General features: G+C 67.3%; 22 protein-coding genes. 14 read left to right on the forward strand and 8 right to left on the reverse strand.

The features are described from left to right. Positions 1-319: 319 nt before the first annotated feature. Together AC1DT7_RS01485 and hemE are read right to left on the reverse strand one after the other, a co-directional pair. Positions 320-790: a CopD family protein gene (locus tag AC1DT7_RS01485; protein ID WP_478033738.1), complete on the reverse strand. Its 471-nt coding sequence runs from the start codon at positions 788-790 to the stop codon at positions 320-322. Continuing rightward, positions 787-1,812 (reverse strand): uroporphyrinogen decarboxylase, encoded by a 1,026-nt coding sequence (hemE, locus tag AC1DT7_RS01490; RefSeq protein WP_478033740.1) that lies wholly within the window; start codon positions 1,810-1,812, stop codon positions 787-789. The genes AC1DT7_RS01485 and hemE overlap by 4 nt, the downstream gene beginning before the upstream one ends. 343 nt (positions 1,813-2,155) lie before the next feature. Here hemE and AC1DT7_RS01495 point away from each other — a divergent pair, with 343 nt between their 5' ends. From AC1DT7_RS01495 to AC1DT7_RS01545, 11 genes are all read left to right on the forward strand, one after another. After that, complete coding sequence (locus AC1DT7_RS01495; RefSeq protein ID WP_478033741.1) at positions 2,156-2,965, forward strand: pyruvate, water dikinase regulatory protein; 810 nt, start codon at positions 2,156-2,158, stop codon at positions 2,963-2,965. Then, positions 2,962-3,558 carry a Maf family protein gene (locus tag AC1DT7_RS01500; RefSeq protein ID WP_478033742.1) on the forward strand — a complete coding sequence of 199 codons (597 nt, stop codon included), beginning with the start codon at positions 2,962-2,964 and terminating at the stop codon, positions 3,556-3,558. Before AC1DT7_RS01495 ends, AC1DT7_RS01500 begins: the two co-directional genes overlap by 4 nt. Further along, positions 3,555-4,367 (forward strand): shikimate dehydrogenase family protein, encoded by an 813-nt coding sequence (locus AC1DT7_RS01505; protein ID WP_478033743.1) that lies wholly within the window; start codon positions 3,555-3,557, stop codon positions 4,365-4,367. The genes AC1DT7_RS01500 and AC1DT7_RS01505 overlap by 4 nt, the downstream gene beginning before the upstream one ends. A gap of 4 nt (positions 4,368-4,371) precedes the next feature. Further along, positions 4,372-4,980 carry a dephospho-CoA kinase gene (gene coaE, locus AC1DT7_RS01510; RefSeq protein ID WP_478033744.1) on the forward strand — a complete coding sequence of 203 codons (609 nt, stop codon included), beginning with the start codon at positions 4,372-4,374 and terminating at the stop codon, positions 4,978-4,980. 8 nt (positions 4,981-4,988) lie between these two features. Next, positions 4,989-5,681: a DNA polymerase III subunit epsilon gene (dnaQ, locus tag AC1DT7_RS01515; RefSeq protein ID WP_478033745.1), complete on the forward strand. Its 693-nt coding sequence runs from the start codon at positions 4,989-4,991 to the stop codon at positions 5,679-5,681. A gap of 52 nt (positions 5,682-5,733) precedes the next feature. Continuing rightward, positions 5,734-6,321, forward strand: coding sequence for a ribosome hibernation-promoting factor, HPF/YfiA family (gene hpf / locus AC1DT7_RS01520; RefSeq protein ID WP_478033746.1), 588 nt, complete (start codon positions 5,734-5,736; stop codon positions 6,319-6,321). Positions 6,322-6,392: 71 nt separating this feature from the next. Then, positions 6,393-6,860 carry a PTS sugar transporter subunit IIA gene (locus tag AC1DT7_RS01525; protein ID WP_478033747.1) on the forward strand — a complete coding sequence of 156 codons (468 nt, stop codon included), beginning with the start codon at positions 6,393-6,395 and terminating at the stop codon, positions 6,858-6,860. Further along, positions 6,847-7,317, forward strand: coding sequence for a PaaI family thioesterase (locus tag AC1DT7_RS01530; protein WP_478033748.1), 471 nt, complete (start codon positions 6,847-6,849; stop codon positions 7,315-7,317). The genes AC1DT7_RS01525 and AC1DT7_RS01530 overlap by 14 nt, the downstream gene beginning before the upstream one ends. Before the next feature lie 10 nt (positions 7,318-7,327). Continuing rightward, the gene (locus tag AC1DT7_RS01535; protein ID WP_478033749.1) at positions 7,328-7,669 is read left to right on the forward strand and encodes a DUF1491 family protein; all 342 of its coding nucleotides are present in this window, start codon (positions 7,328-7,330) and stop codon (positions 7,667-7,669) included. Between the two features lie 158 nt (positions 7,670-7,827). Next, a complete protein-coding gene (locus AC1DT7_RS01540; protein WP_478033750.1) occupies positions 7,828-8,496 on the forward strand; it encodes a cell wall hydrolase in 669 nt (222 codons plus the stop codon). A 70-nt stretch (positions 8,497-8,566) separates the two neighbouring features. Then, positions 8,567-9,061 (forward strand): MmcB family DNA repair protein, encoded by a 495-nt coding sequence (locus AC1DT7_RS01545; RefSeq protein WP_478033752.1) that lies wholly within the window; start codon positions 8,567-8,569, stop codon positions 9,059-9,061. 388 nt (positions 9,062-9,449) lie between these two features. Here the strand turns inward: AC1DT7_RS01545 and AC1DT7_RS01550 are convergent, their stop codons facing one another. Beyond that, positions 9,450-10,055 carry an ankyrin repeat domain-containing protein gene (locus tag AC1DT7_RS01550; RefSeq protein ID WP_478033753.1) on the reverse strand — a complete coding sequence of 202 codons (606 nt, stop codon included), beginning with the start codon at positions 10,053-10,055 and terminating at the stop codon, positions 9,450-9,452. 98 nt (positions 10,056-10,153) lie between these two features. Here AC1DT7_RS01550 and AC1DT7_RS01555 point away from each other — a divergent pair, with 98 nt between their 5' ends. Genes AC1DT7_RS01555 through AC1DT7_RS01565 form a run of 3 tightly spaced genes read left to right on the forward strand, consistent with a single transcriptional unit; the run spans position 10,154 to position 11,885 of the window. After that, entirely contained in the window at positions 10,154-10,759 is a 606-nt protein-coding gene (locus AC1DT7_RS01555; protein WP_478033754.1) for an SCO family protein, read from the forward strand. Continuing rightward, positions 10,756-11,190, forward strand: a complete 435-nt coding sequence (locus tag AC1DT7_RS01560; protein ID WP_478033755.1) for a YcgN family cysteine cluster protein — start codon at positions 10,756-10,758, stop codon at positions 11,188-11,190. Before AC1DT7_RS01555 ends, AC1DT7_RS01560 begins: the two co-directional genes overlap by 4 nt. After that, positions 11,187-11,885: a M48 family metallopeptidase gene (locus tag AC1DT7_RS01565; RefSeq protein ID WP_478033756.1), complete on the forward strand. Its 699-nt coding sequence runs from the start codon at positions 11,187-11,189 to the stop codon at positions 11,883-11,885. The genes AC1DT7_RS01560 and AC1DT7_RS01565 overlap by 4 nt, the downstream gene beginning before the upstream one ends. Here the strand turns inward: AC1DT7_RS01565 and AC1DT7_RS01570 are convergent. The 5 genes from AC1DT7_RS01570 to AC1DT7_RS01590 form a co-directional block, all read right to left on the reverse strand. Further along, a complete protein-coding gene (locus AC1DT7_RS01570; protein WP_478033757.1) occupies positions 11,861-13,963 on the reverse strand; it encodes a PBP1A family penicillin-binding protein in 2,103 nt (700 codons plus the stop codon). The two genes, AC1DT7_RS01565 and AC1DT7_RS01570, sit on opposite strands and share 25 nt — an antisense overlap. A gap of 150 nt (positions 13,964-14,113) precedes the next feature. Then, positions 14,114-14,536, reverse strand: a complete 423-nt coding sequence (msrB, locus tag AC1DT7_RS01575) for a peptide-methionine (R)-S-oxide reductase MsrB (RefSeq protein ID WP_478034236.1) — start codon at positions 14,534-14,536, stop codon at positions 14,114-14,116. Between the two features lie 5 nt (positions 14,537-14,541). Next, positions 14,542-15,672 carry an NAD(P)/FAD-dependent oxidoreductase gene (locus AC1DT7_RS01580; protein ID WP_478033758.1) on the reverse strand — a complete coding sequence of 377 codons (1,131 nt, stop codon included), beginning with the start codon at positions 15,670-15,672 and terminating at the stop codon, positions 14,542-14,544. After that, positions 15,651-16,337 carry a methyltransferase domain-containing protein gene (locus AC1DT7_RS01585; RefSeq protein WP_478033760.1) on the reverse strand — a complete coding sequence of 229 codons (687 nt, stop codon included), beginning with the start codon at positions 16,335-16,337 and terminating at the stop codon, positions 15,651-15,653. Before AC1DT7_RS01585 ends, AC1DT7_RS01580 begins: the two co-directional genes overlap by 22 nt. Beyond that, on the reverse strand, positions 16,334-17,410 hold the full coding sequence (locus AC1DT7_RS01590) for a type III polyketide synthase (RefSeq protein ID WP_478033761.1): 1,077 nt from the start codon (positions 17,408-17,410) through the stop codon (positions 16,334-16,336). Before AC1DT7_RS01590 ends, AC1DT7_RS01585 begins: the two co-directional genes overlap by 4 nt. Between the last annotated feature and the right edge of the window lie 35 nt (positions 17,411-17,445).

Here is a 17,445-nt window from a genome sequence, read left to right on the forward strand (position 1 = left end):
CGCGCGTCGACAACCCCGGACCTAGGTGCCGGTCCGGTTCAAGTCAAGACGCGCGGAGGGGAAAGGCGTGTTTTGGGAAGCGAGCTTCGCCGGACGTTTCCCGTATCCGCCATTCCGCAGAGCCGCGGAACAGGTCGGTACTATGCCTCACCCACACATAGTGCTCCCCGGCGAAGGCCGGGGCCCAGATGGAAAGGCTGTCGTTGCGAGGCGCAGCGTCAATATCGCAGCGTCCCCCAACTGGGCCCCGGCCTTCGCCGGGGAGCAGGTGGAGTAGCGAACACGTCCCGCTCACGGGCCTGCCGATACGGCCAGCGCGTCAGAAAGGCCGGACGATGACCAGGACGACGATTACCGCGATGAGGATCGCCGGCACTTCGTTGAGCAGGCGGAGCTGTTTGCCGGTCAGGGTCGGTTTGCCGGCCGCGAGCTTCCGCGCATAGCCGACCGCCCAGCCATGATAGCCGCTGAGGATCACCACGAAGAGAAACTTGGCGTGGAGCCAGCCGAGGCCGGCCGCGCCCGAGAACATGCCGGCATTGGCCGCGAGCGCCAGGCCGAGGATCCAGACCAGGACCATCGATGGCGTCAGGATCATGTTGCGAAGCTTGGTCTCCCGATCGACCCATTTCTGCGCCTCGGCCGAACCCGGCCCCTCTTGGAAAGAGACTAGGGCTTCCTGATGATAGACCAGGTAGCGCGGCAGCGCGAACATGCCCGCCATCCAGAAGATCACGAAGACGACATGCGCCGCCTTCACCCAGAGATAGGCGTTTCCGAGGACGTTCATCGCGCTCTCCGCACATGCGCCAGCAGGCGCTCGACATGGGCGATCGGGGTATCCTGCAGGATGCCATGACCAAGATTGAAGATATGCGGCCGATCGGCCAGCGCCTCAAGCACGCGTGTCGCCGCGGCATCGAGTTCCTCGCCGCCGGCGATCAGCGCGAGCGGATCGAGATTGCCCTGCACCGGCAAGCCCTGAGGCAGACTGGCATGCGCCCAGACCGGATCGACCGTTTCGTCCAGGCCGATCGCATCGGCGCCGGTCTCGCGCGCATAAGCGGGCAGCTTACCGCCCGCGCCCTTCGGAAAACCGATGACCGGCGTATCCGGATGCAGGGCGTGGAGCGCGGAGACGATCTTCGCCGTCGGTGCGATCACCCAGCGTTCGAACTGAGCGGGGGACAGACTGCCCGACCAGCTATCGAACAACTGGACAGCCTCTACGCCCGCCGCGATCTGGCGGGAGAGATAGGTGATGGTCGTGTCCGCGATCGCATCGATGATCTCCCCGAACGCCTTGGGATCGGCATAGGCGAAACGGCGGGTCTCGCCCTGATCGCGGCTGCCATGGCCGGCTACCATATAGGTGGCGACCGTCCAGGGGCTTCCCGCAAAGCCGAGAAAGGTGGTGTCGGCCGGCAACAGCGCCGCGACCTTTGCCACCGTCGCATAGACCGGTTCGAGCCGCTCAGGGACCGCCTGGAGCCCCGCCAGCGCATGATCGACCAGGGGTGGGGCAAGGGCAGGCCCCTCGCCCGCACCGAAGCTCAGCGCCTGTCCCAGCGCCCAGGGGACCATGAGGATGTCCGAGAAGAGGATAGCACCGTCGAAACCGAAGCGCCTGATCGGCTGCAGCGTCACCTCAGCCGCCGCTTCGGGATCGGTCGCGAGCGCGAGGAAGCCGCCCTTCTCCGCCCGGAGCGCGCGATATTCGGGGAGATAGCGTCCGGCCTGGCGCATCAGCCAGACGGGAGGAACGTCCTGCCGGACACCCTTGAGGGTCGCGAGCAGGCGCTTTTCGGTCACGGGAGTCGGGATCGGAACCGTCCTTCTATCTAATAAGAAGAGAATCTAGAAAGGATGTAGCAGTCGTTGGCGCGTGGATGCCGGGGCTTATGCGTTCATCCCGAAAATGCCAACAGCTTGACGGCGCGCGCGCCCTGACTCGGCTCAGAGTCGTAGCGCTCGTCCCCGTTATCCACAGGCTGTGCGTGGAACCATGGAGCTGTGCAGGCAATTGTGGGCAAGTCGGCAGTTTTCCACGGAAGCGGGTCGCTTTGCGTGACGGGAAAGTTGCGCTAGCGATTTTCCGGATGTTTTCCACAGCCCCATCCCCACCCGCCCTTTTCGCCCAAAGCGTGCGGCGCTGATGCGGCTGCACCTCCATCTCCTGTCGGATTCAACCGGCGAGACGCTCGAGAATATCGCCAAGGCGGCGCTCGCCCAATATGACGATGTCGAGACGATCCGCCATTTCTGGCCGATGGTGCGCACCGAGACCCATCTTGAGCGGATCCTGCAGGAGATCGCGCAGAATCCGGGGCTGGTGGTGTTCACCCTGGTCAACAGCGCGACGCGGCGGACGCTCGAGACGCGCTGTCGGGCATTGGGGCTGCCGGCGGTCGCGCCGCTCGATCCGGTGACCGATGCCTTGTCGAGCCTGCTCGGCCAGCAGGCCAAGGCGCGGCCCGGGCGGCAGCATGTGCTCGATGCCGCCTATTTCGCGCGGGTCGACGCGATCCAGTTCACCATGGCGCATGACGACGGCATCAACTGGGAGGATTGGGAAGAGGCGGATATCGTGCTTGCCGGCGTCTCGCGCTCGTCCAAGACGCCGACCTCGATCTATCTCGCCAATCGCGGGTTCAAGACGGCGAATATCCCGATCGTGGTGGAAAGCCCGCCGCCGTCGAGCCTGTTTTCGCTGAAGCATCCGCTGGTCGTGGGGCTGACCACCAGCGCCGACCGGCTGATCCAGGTGCGGCGCAACCGGCTGCTGTCGCTCAACCAGGCGCCGGAGACCGCCTATGTCGACCAGGAGGCCGTCACGCGCGAGGTCGCCTATGCGCGCCGGATGTTCGCCGACAATGGCTGGCCGGTGATCGACGTCACGCGGCGGTCGATCGAGGAAACGGCGGCGGCGATCGTGCAATTGGCCAATGAGCGGGATTCGGCATGAGACTGGTACTGGCGTCGAAAAGTGCGTCGCGCCGCGCGATGCTGACGGCAGCGGGCGTGCCGTTCAAGGCGGTGTCGGCCAATGTCGACGAGGAAGCGGCCAAGGCGGCGATGCGCGCCGAAGGCGTGGCGCCGCGCGACCTGGCCGACCGGCTCGCCGAGCTGAAGGCGTTGCGGGTGTCGCACCGTGACCCCGAGGCGCTGGTGCTGGGCAGCGATTCGGTGGTGGCGCTCGAGGACGGGTCGATGCTCGACAAGCCGGTCGACCGGGCCGATGCGGCGGAGCATCTTCGCCGCATGTCGGGCAAAAGGCATGAGCTGATCAGCGCGGCGGTGATGGCGATCGACGGGCGGCCGGTCTGGCGCGTGGTCGACCGGGCCAAGATGTTCGTGCGCATCCTCTCGGAAGAGTTCATCCAGGGGTATCTCGATGCCGAATGGCCGGAGATTTCGGGCTGTGTCGGCTGCTACCGGATCGAGGGGCCGGGGGCGCAATTGTTCAGCCGGATCGAGGGCAGCCAGTTCACCGTGCTTGGCCTGCCGCTGCTGCCGGTGCTCGATTATCTGCGGGTTAGAGGTGTTCTGACGTCATGACTGTTCCCTATGCAGAGGTGATCGGCGATCCGATCAAGCACAGCAAATCGCCGCTGATCCACCGGTTCTGGATCGAGGCGCTGGGCATGGACGCCGATTACCGGGCGCACCACGTCACGCCCGACGGACTCGCGGCCTATTTCGAGGCGCGCAAGACCGATCCCGCCTGGCGCGGGTGCAACATCACCCTGCCGCACAAGGAGGCCGCGCTCGACCTGGTCGAGGATCGCGGCGGCGTGCGCGGGACGATCGGCGCGATCAACCTGGCGATGCGGGCCGAGGACGGCGTGCTGATCGGCACCAATACCGATGCCGGCGGATTCTACGCGCCGATCGCCGAAGTGCCGCTGGCCGGTGCGCCGGTGGTGGTGATCGGGGCCGGGGGCGCGGCGCGCGGCATCCTGTTCGCGCTGTCGCGGATCGGTGTGGGCGAGGTGACGATCCTGAACCGCAACGTGCTGAAGGCGGCCGCCTTGCTGTCCTCCTTCGGGCTGAAGGGCAAGGCGCTGCCGCTGAGTGCGCCGATCCCGCCGGCGGCGCTGCTGGTCAATACCAGTTCGCTCGGCATGACCGGCCAGCCGCCGCTCGACATCGACCTGACGCCACTTCCCGAGGACGCGGTGGTCTATGACATCGTCTATGCGCCGCTGGAGACCGGGTTGCTGAAGGCGGCGCGGGCGCGGGAGCTGGACACGGTCGATGGCCTCGACATGCTGATCGGCCAGGGGGCGCTCGCCTTCGAGCTGCTGTTCGGTGCGGAGCCGCCGCGCGACCGTGACGACGAGCTTCGCGAGCTGCTGACGTCGTGACGCCATGCTGACCCCTCCCCGCCTGACTCTTGGGCTGACCGGGTCGATCGGCATGGGCAAGTCGACCGTCGCCGCGATGTTCGAGGAGCTGGGCGTGCCGGTGTTCGATGCGGATGCGGCGGTGCACCGGCTCCAGGGCGAGGGCGGGCGACTCGTCGCGGCGATCGAGGCGATGTTTCCCGACACGACCGGGCCGAAGGGGATCGACCGGACCCTGCTCGGCGAGGCGGTGCTGGCCGATCCGCGTGCGCTGAAGCGGCTCGAGGCGCTGATCCACCCGGCGGTGGGCGAGGAACGCGCCGCCTTCATCGCCGCGCATGCCGATGCGCCGTTGCTGGTGTTCGACGTGCCGCTGCTGTTCGAGACGGGCGGGGAGAAACGCGTCGACAAGGTGGTGGTCGTCTCGGCGCCGGCCGACATCCAGCGCGCTCGCGTGCTGGCGCGGCCGGGCATGACGGCGGCCAAGCTCGACGCGATCCTCGCGCGGCAGATACCCGATGCCGAGAAGCGGGCGCGGGCCGATTTCATCATCCCGACCGGCGGCAGTTTCGCGGAAACCCGGGCGGCGGTCGAGTCATTGGTCTCTTGCCTACGGACCCCGCAATCCCGATAACATCAGTAATGCGCGAGATCGTCTTCGATACCGAGACAACCGGATTCAGCTTCGCCGATGGCGACCGGATGGTGGAGATCGGCTGTGTCGAGCTGGTCAACCGGGTCGAGACCGGGCGCACCTTCCACGCTTATTATCATCCCGAGCGGACCATGCCGGCCGAGGCGCAGCGCGTTCACGGGCTGAGCGACGCCTTCCTGTCGGACAAGCCGCTGTTCGCGCATGGGGTGGAGGATCTGCTCGAGTTTATCGGCGATGCACCCCTGGTTGCGCACAATGCCAGCTTCGACTTCGGCTTCCTGAACGGGGAACTGGCGCGGTGTGGGCGCGCGGCGGTCAGTCTCGACCGGATGGTCGACACGATCGTGATCGCCCGCACGCGGCATCCCGGCGCCAAGCACAGCCTGGATGCATTGTGCAGCCGCTACGGCATCGATCGCAGCCACCGTGTGGTGCACGGCGCATTGCTCGACGCGCAGCTCCTGTCCCAGGTCTATGTCGAGTTGACCGGCGGGCGCCAGATCGGGCTGACCCTGGTTACCGAGACGATCGAAGTACAGGCCAGCTTCGTGGCGGCCGCCGCGCCGGTGGTGGTTCGCCCTGCCCGGCATTTCGCACCGAGTGCCGAGGAACTCATGCGCCATGCCGCGTTTATGGAGAAGATCAAGAATCCGCTTTGGGGGGCCGAGGCGTCCGGTTGACGCAGCTATGGGGCCGGGCCTAGCTGTCTGGTTCTGTTGAAGGAGAATGCTCATGGATATCCGGATTTCGGGCCATCAGGTCGCTACGGGCGACGCGCTGAAAAGCCATGTCGAGACTCGGCTCCAGGGTATTGCGGCCAAATATTTCTCCCGGGCCATTTCGGCCCAGGTCACGTTCGGCAAGGGGCCGCACGACAATGGCTTCACCTGCGACATCGTGGCGCATGTGATGCAGGGCCTGGTGCTGAAGGGCAGCAATGACGGCATGGATGCGCATGGCGCATTCGACGGCGTGGCCGACAAGATCGAGAAGCAGCTGCGCCGCTATATGCGCCGCCTGAAGGACCGCCATTCGGGCCAGGCCAATGGCGCGGTCAACGGCGCCGACAGCATTGACGACAATGCCGGCTACACCGTGTTCCGCGAAGCCGCCGAGGAGGTGACGGAGGATTATCCGCTGATCGTGGCGGAAACCCGGGTCGACGTGCCCGATGCGACCGTTTCCGACGCGGTGATGATGCTCGATCTGCGCAACACCACCGCCCTGCTGTTCCGCAATGCCGGATCGGGAGCGTACAACATGGTCTATCGTCGCGGCGATGGGACGATCGGCTGGGTCGAGCCGCACCGCGCCGCCTGAGCGATGTGCTATCGCACGGCGCCAAACGGCGCTATGGGCGCGCGCCAGGGTGGCGTGGCCCAAGGATGACGATGACCGATCTGAGTGACCTGCTGCTGCCCGAGACCGTTCTCGAACGGCTCGCGGCAGCCAACAAGAAAAGCTTGTTCCAGCAGCTCTCCACGGCTGCGGCGGCGGCGTACGGACTCGATTCCGCCGCCGTCGCCGAAGGCCTGACCAAGCGCGAGAAGCTCGGGTCGACCGGGTTCGGCAACGGTGTCGCGACGCCGCACGCCCGGATCGCCGGCCTCGGCCATGTCGTCGGCGTGTTCGCCCGGCTGGCGCAGCCGATCGATTTCCAGGCGGTCGACGATCTGCCGGTCGACATCGTGTTCATGCTGCTGTCGCCGGTCGATGCCGGCGCGCTTCACCTGAAGGCCCTGGCCAGGGTCTCGCGGCGCCTGCGCGAACATGGGTTCGTCGACAAGCTGCGCGGCGCCGGGTCGCGCGACGCCATCTATGCGCTGCTGACCGCCGACGAGGCCCGTGACGCCGCCTGACCTTCCGGCCGAGGGTGAGGAGGCGCATTTCAGGGCGCTCGAATCGCTGTACGCCGCGGCGCCGATCAACCGGCTGTTCGATTCAGTGCTCGAGATTCCTGCGCCCGGCATCGCGCGGATCCGCTTCACGATCGACGAGCGCCATTTCCATGCCGGCGGCGCGGCGCATGGCACGAGCTATTTCAAGATGCTCGACGACGCCGCCTTCTACGCGGCCAACAGCCTCGTCACCGATCGATTCCTGCTGACCACCGCGTTCAACCTGCTTCTCACCAAGCCGCTCAAAGCGGGCCCGGTGGTGGCCGAAGGCCGCTGGGTCAGCGGCCAGCGCCGGGTGTTCGTCGCCGAGGCGCGGCTGATCGATGGCGCGGGCGACGAGGCGGCACGGGGCACCGGCACCTTCATGCGCAGCCGTATCCCGCTGGCGGGCCTGCCCGGCTATCGGGCAGCGGCGTGAGCGCCGATCGATGAGTGAACGCCTGCCGAGCGGGCTGCTGGTGGGCGCCATGCTCAGGCGGGTGAACGACGCGGGCGGGATCGGCACGGTGCTGGCAAAGGGCGATGCCCAGGCCGGCGCAATTCTGGTCATCACATTGGAAAAAGGGGTTAATTCCGGCGCTTTCGAACGTGGAATCGGGCCTGACGGTTCGGTTCAGCTGATGCCGGTCGGCCCGAAAACCTTTGAGAATCCGGCGGACGTTTCCGACTATTGGCGCCGCAGACGCAGCCGCGACCCCGATTTGTGGGTCATCGAGCTGGACATCGTGTCGGCAGAACGATTCGCCGCAGAAACGATGTTGTCAGGTTGACTCGAGTGCGTTGCACAACGAAAGGGCCCGCTCAGTCACGCGCGTTGTGCCGTGCCGGGTGCGATCCGGCTAGGTTACGCAGTCGGGGGGACGTCCGGGCGATCGCATCATTCTGATCCGATCCGCTTCCGCACACCACCGCATATTTCGAAGTCTTAATGTCGTTTTTCACTCGCGCCGCAGCCATCGCGGCGATGTCTCTGACCATCACCACCCTGATCGGTGCCAGCACGCCGGGCTTCGCTTTCGAGCTCGACAGCTCTCTTAAACTCCCGATCAGCGCAGCAGTTCCCCCCGTTTCCCCGATTACCGGCGCCAGCCCGACGCAAGAGGCCGCCCAAGTGGCCGTGCCCGCGAACGCTGCCGACCAGGTCGCCAAGACCGACGCCGATGTCGCTGCCACCCAGACCGACGACGATTTTAACAGCCTGGCCGACGCCGTCGCCGCGCAGGACACCGAGACGCGCGACCGCGATCTGACCTGCCTTGCCGGCGCGATCTATTTCGAAGCCAAGGGCGAGCCCCTGTCGGGCCAGCTCGCGGTTGCGGAGGTGATCCTCAACCGCACCAAGTCCGGTCGCTTCCCCAAGTCGATCTGCTCGGTCGTGACGCAGCGGGGCCAGTTTTCCTTCGTCCGCGGCGGCGAGGTTCCGGCCATCGGCAACAATGCGCATTACCGTACCGCGATCGCCGTGGCCCGCGTCGCCATGTCGGATTCGTGGGACAGCCCCGCGCCCGACGCGATGTATTTCCACGCCCGCCGGGTTTCGCCGGGCTGGCGCATGACCAAGGTCGCGTCGATCGGGAACCACGTCTTCTATCGCTAAGCGATAGCACAGCCCATAAGAGCGACCCGCGGATTTGACCCGCGTTCGTGAAATGTTCTAGATTGGGGGGATGCTGCAGCGTCCCCCCGAATCATGCGTAGAGACCCCCGGGTCCCCGCTTTGCGCGGCAGACGTCGCCCGTGGCACGGTACGCATGTTGCTCCGCCACGATCTGGTCGCCATGGCCGAGGTACCGCTCGACGGCGGCCGGCGCGCCGACCTGATGGCACTCGATTCCCGCGGCAACATCATCATCGTCGAGATCAAGGTATCGCGCGCCGATCTGCTCGGCGACGGCAAATGGACCGATTACCTGGCCTGTTGCGATCGCTTCTACTGGGCGATTCCCGCCGGCTTCGACTCATCGCCGCTCGACGGGGAAGCGTTCCTGCCCGCCCGCACCGGGGTGATCGTCGCCGACCGCTATGACGCGGCGATCGTGCGTGAAGCGCATACCGACCCGCTGTCCAGCGCGACGCGCAAGCGCAACACGCTCGCCTTTGCGCGGCGTGCCGGCCGCCGGATGATCGGATTGATCGACCCGGAGGCCGGGGCGCTGCTCTAGCTTTTGTGGACCGGTTCTTTCGAGGCGATGGGTGGGACGGCCAGTTCGGAAGCGCCTGAGTCGTCTGAGTGAATCGTCGCCGCGGACTTGTTCGGTAGCGATCCCCTTGGAGCATGTGCCTTACGTGTTCCCCGGCGTAGGTCGGGTCCAGTTGGCGGACGCTTGCAAACTGGCGCCCCGCTTCACAACGACAGCCTTTCCACCTGGCCCCCGGCCCTCGCCGCGGAACAAGTACATGTCGGGAAGGGTATGATTACCGACTTGCTCTGGAGGCCACCGTGCCGCAAATTCTTCGGCGGAGGATATCCCGGCCCGGTGGATGCCGGAACAAGTCCGGCATGACGGACTTGTGCGCTTCCCTCCCGGTACCGTCCGGATGGACTGGACCCTAGAGCCGCGGTCCGGAGACGGCGCGGCGTACCTTTTTCGGGGTTTCCGCCAGCAGCTTGGCCATCGCGGTCGAGCGGGTATCCTCGTTCGCATAATCGCGCGCGGTCTTGCCGGCGAGGATGTCGGCCTGGTCCGGATCGGCACCGGCAGCGATCAGGCTGCGGGCGATGCCGAGGTCGCGGCGCTGCACCGCGCGGATCAGCGGCGTCTCGCCGCTCGAATTGGCCAGGTTCACATTGGCGCTCTTGTCGAGCAGGACCTGCATCATGTCGGGGGCACCCATGCCCACGGCAAGCATCAGCGGCGTATTGCCCTGGCCGTCCTTGATGTTGGGGTCGGCGCCCTGGGCCAGCAGATAGCGCAGATAGGTCGCGTCGCTGCGCTTCACCACGATGTGCAGCGCACCCTCGCCGGTCGAATTGTTGCGCGTGTTGAGCACCGTCGTCCCCGGCACCCGCAGCATCTTCTCGACGTCCGCGCCCTTGGCGTCCTTCACTGCCTGGAGGAATTTATAGCCCTCGGACTGGTTCTGCGCCTGGGCGGGAACGGCGGCTGCGCCGAGCAACGCGGCGGTGAGCGCGATGCCGAATATACGTGCGATCATCTGGTGGACGGATCCCTGCTGTGCCGAAGGCGCTGTTTCGAAACGGCTTCGGGTCGAACTTGCGCCGAGGGCTTTAACAGATCATGGCTGGCCACGCCATGAATGAGATCGTCCGCGCAACCCGCACCGCCGTTGCTGCCCTTGCGGTGGCAATGCTCCCCGCCGCCTGCTCCGGCCCGGCGACGCCGGCAAAGCCACCGCTCGAGGGCGCACGGATCGGCGGCCCGTTCACGCTCACCAACCAGGACGGCAAACAAGTCACCGACCGGGATTTCGCGGGCAAATATCGCATCGTCTATTTCGGCTACACCTTCTGCCCCGATGTCTGCCCGGTAGATGCGCGCAACATCGGCCTTGGCCTGAGCGCAGTGGAGAAAAGCGATCCGGCGCTGGGGGCGAAGATCGTACCGATCTTCATCTCGGTCGATCCGGCGCGCGACACGCCCGCGGTGCTCAAGAGCTTCGTCGCCAATTTCCACCCGCGCATGGTCGGCCTGACCGGCAGCGCGGCGGCGATCGACGCCGTGGCGAAGGAATATGCGGTCTATTACAAGAAGGGCGAGCTGACGCCGGGTGGCGGCTATATGGTGGATCATGCCCGGGCCACCTATCTTATGGATCCCGAGGGCAAACCGCTTGCCCTGCTGCCGCAGGATCAGTCGCCCGAGGCGATTGCGGCAGAAATCAAACGCTGGGTGAAATGAGCGACCGCTTCTGGGAAACGACCCCGATCGACGAGCTGGACCGGGGCCAGTGGGAAGCATTGTGCGACGGCTGCGGCAAATGCTGCGTGCACAAGCTGGAGGATGAGGACACCGGCGAGCTGATGGCGACCAACGTCTCCTGCCGGCTGCTCGACCGCAAGACGGCGCAATGCTCCGATTACCGCCATCGCCACGCTTATGTCAGCGAATGCGTGCGCCTGAGCCGCGACAATGTGCGGGAAATCGACTGGCTGCCCTCGACCTGCGCCTATCGCCTGCGCGCTGCCGACGAACCGCTGCCGCGCTGGCACTATCTGGTCTGCGGCGATCGCGACGCGGTCCACCGCGCCGGGGAATCGGTGCGCGGCTGGACCATCTCCGAGGACGAGGCCGGCGACCTGGAATATCATCTGGTCGATCGCCGGCTGTGACCGGGTCGGGGAGCGGATCGGGTTCCGCCCCGGTCGAGGTCGTCCGCAACGCCCGCGCGCGCCGCGCCAAATTGTCGGTCGATCCGGCGAGCGGCCGGGTGCGGCTTACCCTGCCGCTACGCGCCCCGGTCAAGCCGGCGCTGCTTTGGGCCGAAGGGCAAAAGGCCTGGATCGAAGCGCAGCGTGCCCGTCTGCCGCGGCCGCGACCCCTGGTGCCCGGCGGCGTGGTGCCGTTCGGCGATGCCCAATTGACGATCGACTGGCAGGAAGGCCGGCCGCGTCGCATCGAGCGCGACGGTGATGTCCTGCGCTGTGGCGGCCCAGGCGACGGCCTGTCGCGCCGGATCGAGACCTGGCTGAAGCGCGAGGCGCTGCGCGTGCTGAGTGCGGAGACGGCCGAGTTCGCCGCCCGCGCCGGCGTCGGCGTCACCAGGGTGGCGATCGGCGACCCGCGCGGACGCTGGGGGAGTTGCGCGTCGAGCGGGGCGATCCGCTATAGCTGGCGGCTGATCCTGGCGCCGGATTTCGTGCGCCGGGCCACCGTCGCGCATGAGGTCGCGCACCGGATTCACATGAATCATGGGCCCGACTTCCATGCGCTGGTCGAACGGCTCGACGAAAGCGACCCGGACAGGTCGCGGGCGTGGCTGCGCGCCAACGGCGCGGCGCTTCACTGGGTCGGGCGCGAGTCCTGAGGGCGCTGGGCGGGCCGCTCTGACGGCGGCACGGCATTGGGGCGCTCGCGCGGGGCAGGGCGGCCGGGCTGCTGGCCGCGGCCCAATACCTGATCCATCCAATCCTGGTCGAGCCGCTCGGGCGGCGCTGCCCGCACGGGCGCTTCCTGCTGGCCCTGCGGTAACGGGTTGCCGTTCGGATCGACCATAGGCGGGCCGGCATCGGAGGGTGCGGTCGTGCCCGGTTCGACCGGGTTGCCGTCCTGATCGACGAACAGGCCATTGTCGGGCTCGCCGAAATAGGATTCCTGATCGGGCTCCAGCTGCCATTCGGGCAGGGTCACCTGGGTCTCGAACTGCTCGACCGGGCGATTGGCGACGGCCGGCTTCATGAAGGCGGCAAAGGCGCGCGCCGGCGCCGTGCCGCCCTGCAGGCCGGGCACGACCTTCGCATCGTCGCGGCCCATCCACACGCCGGTGGTCAGCCCGCTGGAGAAGCCGAGGAACCAGCCATCCTTGTTCGACGTGGTCGTACCGGTCTTGCCGGCGACGGGGCGCCCGATCTGCGCTGCCTTGCCGGTGCCGGTGCTGACCGCGGTCTGCAGCAGGTCGGTCATCTGCGCCGCGACGTAAGGGGCGACCAGCACATGGCTGCGGTCGACCTGCTGGGCATAGATGGTCTCGCCATTCGCGGTCACCTTGGTGATGCCGTACGGCGTCACCGCGACGCCCTTGTTGGCGACGCTGGCAAAGGCACGGGTCATGTCGAGCAGCCGCACGTCGGAGGTGCCGAGCACCATTGCGGGATGGGTATCGACCTTGGTGGTGATGCCGAAGCGGCGGGCCATGTCGGCGACCGTGTTGAACCCGACTTCCTGGCCGAGCTTGGCGGCGATGGTGTTGACCGAATAGGCGAAGGCGGTGCGCAAGGTCATCTCGCCGCGATTGGTGCCCGAGCTGTTGCGCGGGCTCCAGCCGTTGATCGAGATCGGCTCGTCGACCATCGTGTCCTCGGGCTTGTGCCCGGCTTCGAGCGCCGCGAGATAGACGAACAGCTTGAACGCCGACCCCGGCTGGCGGACCGCCTGGGTCGCGCGGTTGTAGATCGACGAGACATAATCCTTGCCGCCGACCATCGCGCGCACCGCGCCGTCGCGGTCGATCGAGACCAGCGCACCCTGTGCGTTGGCCGGCGCATTGGCGCGGATCGCCGCATCGGCGTCACGCTGCATGTTCAGGTCGAGCGTGGTCCATACTTCGAGCGGGCGGCTGGTCTCGTCGATCAGCAGCTCGAGCTGGGGCAGCGCCCAGTCGGTGAAATAGCGTACGCTGTTCTGCTTCGGCTCGGGCGCCAGCGCGACGCCCTTGGGATCGGCGGTCGCTGCTTCGGCGGCCGTGATCTTGCCGGTTTCGACCATCAGCTGGATCACCACCCCGGCGCGGCCGATCGCCGCCTCGGCATCGGCGGTCGGGGAATAGCGCGAGGGCGCCTTGACCAGTCCGGCGATCACCGCCGCTTCGGACAGGCTCAGCTTGTCGGCGCCATGGCCGAAGAATTTCCGTGCGGCCGCATCGATGCCATAGGCGCCGCCGCCGAAATAGACCTTGTTGAGATAGAGTTCGAGGATCTGGTCCTTGGTGAACTTGCGCTCGATCGCCAGCGCGAGCAGCGCCTCGCGCGATTTGCGGCCGACATCATATTTGTTCGACAGGAAGATCGTGCGCGCCACCTGCTGGGTGATGGTCGATGCGCCCTGGAAACGCCGGTCGGTGCCGCGGTTGACGAAGGCGAGCTTCACCGCGCGCATCACGCCGATCGGGTCGACGCCGATATGCGACCTGAACCGGCGATCCTCCACCGCAACCATCGCATCGCGCATGACCGGCGGGATCTTGTCGTAGGACAGCCATTCGCCATAGCTCGGCCCCATCGACACGATCACGGTGCCGTCGGCCGCATGGACACGAATCATCTGGCCGTTGGGCGAGGATTTCAGTTCCTCGAAACTCGGCAGCTGCGCGCGCTGGACATAGACGGCGACGACCAGGGCGATGAGCCCCAGTATGGCGAGCACGCCCGAGATGCGCAGTGCCAGCATCAGCCGGCGGCGCCAGATCGGGGGCGGGGTTGATCGGGAACGGCGGGCCATGGGGCTGGGTGGGAATAGGCTCTATTGGTTCAGCAAACAAGCGGCCTGCTTGTGGGCATGTGGTGCAGATCGGATGAAGCGCCGGTGAACCGATCGCGGTCAGGCGGCGCCTTCCCGGCTATTTTCTGCCGAGCGCGCCCGGAAATCCAGGCTCAGCGAGTTCATGCAATAGCGCAGGCCGGTCGGCGGCGGACCATCGGGAAAGACATGGCCGAGATGCCCGTCGCAGCGGGCGCACCGCACCTCGGTACGGGTCATGCCGTGGGTGACATCGCTGTGTTCGGTCACTCTTTCGGGCGAGAGCGGCTGGGTGAAGCTCGGCCAGCCCGATCCCGATTCATATTTGTCGGCGCTGTCGAACAGCGGGGTCGCGCAACCGGCGCAGCGATAAAGGCCGTCGGCCTTGTTATTGGTGTAGCGGCCGGAAAAGGCCGGCTCGGTCCCGGCCTCGCGCAGCACGTGATATTGTGCGGGGTTGAGCCGCTTGCGCCATTCGGCTTCGGATAGCGTGAACAGGTCCATGGGCATCAGTTTTCCTGCGCGGTGACGGCACGGTCAAGGCGGGAATGGGTGATCCGGGTGAGCCGCGCCACAACATCGATCAGCACCGGGAGGCGCCGGGCGACCGGCACCGCCGCGGCGGCGATCTTCGGGCGTTCGGCGAGGCCGCGAATCGCATCGGCGATGCCGATCGGCCGGGCGAGATCGCGCGCGAGCCGATGCTGGAACGGAATCGCCGCGTCATTGCCCCCGTCGCGATAGGCATGGGCGGCGCGGATGCCACTGGCGATCGCGATGCCCATGCCTTCCCCGGCGAGCGAGGGGATCACGCCCGCCTGGTCGCCGAGCCGGAACAGGCCGGCGACACCGCTCCGCACCCGCCAGCCATAAGGGACGTTGGCGACCGCATCGATCGTCTCGCCGCCCCTGCGCCAGGCAAGACGCTCGCCCAGCCGGGGCGATTCGGCTGCGAGCGATTCGATCAGGCGTTCCGGGCCACCCGCTTCGGCCAGGCGCGACCGGTGGACCGCCATGCAGCAATTGGCGCTGCCATCCTCCTGAAGGACGACGCCCATATAGCCGCGGTCGAACAGGTGAAGCTCGATCGTGGCGCCGATCAGGCGGGAAAGCGCGGGCGCGGGGGCAAGCCGAATCCGCAGGCCAAGCGCGGGATCGTCGCCGCGCGCCGCCGCTGGGCGGGCCAGGCCGCGAATGTCGTGCTTGCCGCTCGCCAGGAACAGCGCCTCGGCCCGGACCACGCCCTCGTCCTGCAGCCGGACGACGGTGCCGTCGATCGCCCTGACCGTGACGCCACGCTCCACCGCCGCGCCGGCCCGCACCGCCCGGTCGATCATCAACGAATCGAGGTGCCGCCGCGACACGCCGATCGCCGGGCGCGGCAATCGTGCCTCGGCGACGGTCCTGCCGGCGAACAGCCGCACATGGGTGACGCGGGCGGCGCCGAGCGATTCGGGCTCGATGCCCAGGCTGGCCAGCGATTCGATGGTGCGCCAGCTCAGGAACCCGCCGCACAGGGCGTCACCGGTCTCGCGGCTGCGCTCGACCAGCAGATGCGGGACGCCGGCGCGGGCGAGCAGGATCGCGGCGCTCGCGCCCGCCGGCCCGCCGCCGACGATCAGCGCAGATGTTCGACGCACAGCCGGAAGGGGAAAGCGCGGTAGATTCGTGCATCGACCCCGGCCTCGGCCAGGATCGGCGGCCATTCGGCCGGGCGATAGGACCTGGCGATCGACAGCGTGCCGTCGAGCCTGACGATCCGGTGCCAGCCGGCGATCCGTGCGAGGACCGGGAAGCCCCAATGCGCAAAACCATGGCGGTGGAGATCGTTGACCAGCCATCCGCGCCGCGATTCCGCGTTCATGAAGCGCAGAAAGGCGACGAGCTGCCGATGCGTCATGTGATGGGCGACCAGGCTCGAGACGATGAAGTCCCAGCCATCGCCGGCGAGATCGGCATAATCGCCCGTGACATAGCGGATACCGAGCTCCGGGGGCGTGTGTGCTACCGCCGCCAGCTCGCTGCGCGGGTTGAGGTCGACCCCGACCAGCTCGGCGGCGAGACCGCGCTTCCTCGCCCAGTGTGCGATCCGGCGCAGCATGTCGCCGTCGCCGAATCCGACATCGAGCAGGCGGAACGACGTCATGCCGCGGGTCGCCCGGGCGAGGAAATCGATCGTCGGGCGGCCAGCCATCGTCACGCTGTTGACCGTGGCGAGATCGCCGACGACCTCCGCATAGGTCGCGGCGTCGAGATCGTCGGCGTCCATCAGTTCCTCGGCGATGGCGCGTTCGGCGAGACTCATGCCGGCGTCCTGAAACCGAAACCCTCGGCAGCAAGGCCGGGGCCGAAGGCGAGCGCGACGCCGTCCTTCACCGGCGGCCCGGCGAGCAGCCGCGCCAGCACGAACATCAGCGTGGCGGACGACATGTTGCCATTGTCCGCCAGCACGCCGCGCGACGCGGCCAGCGCTTCCGGCGCGAGGCCAAGGCTGTGCTCGACCGCATCGAGGATCGATCGTCCCCCGCCATGCACCGCCCAGCCATCGATCTCGGCGGGTGCACGCCCGCCGGTCGCGGCCGAGGCGAAATCGGGATCGGCCAGCCCGGCGGCGATCCGGCCGGGTACTTCGCCCGACAAATGCATCGCAAAGCCGCTGTCGGTCACGTCCCAGCGAATCAGCGCCTCCGAATCGGGCAGGGTGGTGGCGAAGGGTTGCTCGAGGGCGAAGCCGCGCGGATCGGCAGTGACCAGCGCCGCGGCGGCGCCGTCGCCGAACTGGAGCATCGCCAGCAGGGGCTCGACCTCATTCTCCGCCTGGAGGTGCAGGGTCGACAGCTCGACGCACAGGACGAGCACCCGGGCCTCGGGCTCGGACCGGACGATGTGGCGCGCGGTCCTGAGCGCCGCGACCGCCGCATAACAGCCCATGAAGCCGATCAGCAGCCGTTCGGTCGAGGGGGGCAGGCCGATCTGGCGGGCGATGATCTGGTCGATCCCCGGCGCGACGAAACCGGTGCAGCTCGCGACGACGAAATGGGTGATGCCCGCGATCGGTACCTGCGCGGCGAGCGCCTCGATCGCGGCGATGCCGAGCGTCGGCGCTTCCCTGGCATAAAGGCGCATGCGCTCGGTGGTGCCGGGCCATTGCTGCTTCGCATAGAATCCCTCGGTCGAAACCGGGGATCCGCCGCCACTGGTGCGCCTCAATACCGACCAGCGATGCCCGATGCCCGACCGGTTCGCCATGCGTGCGAACAGCTTCGCGGCGTGGTCGTCCTCGATTCGGGCCTGTGCCCAGGCGATGAAGGCATGGTGGATGTCGTGATCGGGAACGGCAGTGCCGATCGCATTCAGATAGGCTGTAACGTCAGGCAAGGGCGGCTTTCGGGCTGATCCGGCGGGGGCCGATC

It is taken from the genome of Sphingomonas sp. P3_C6 (assembly GCF_056402595.1).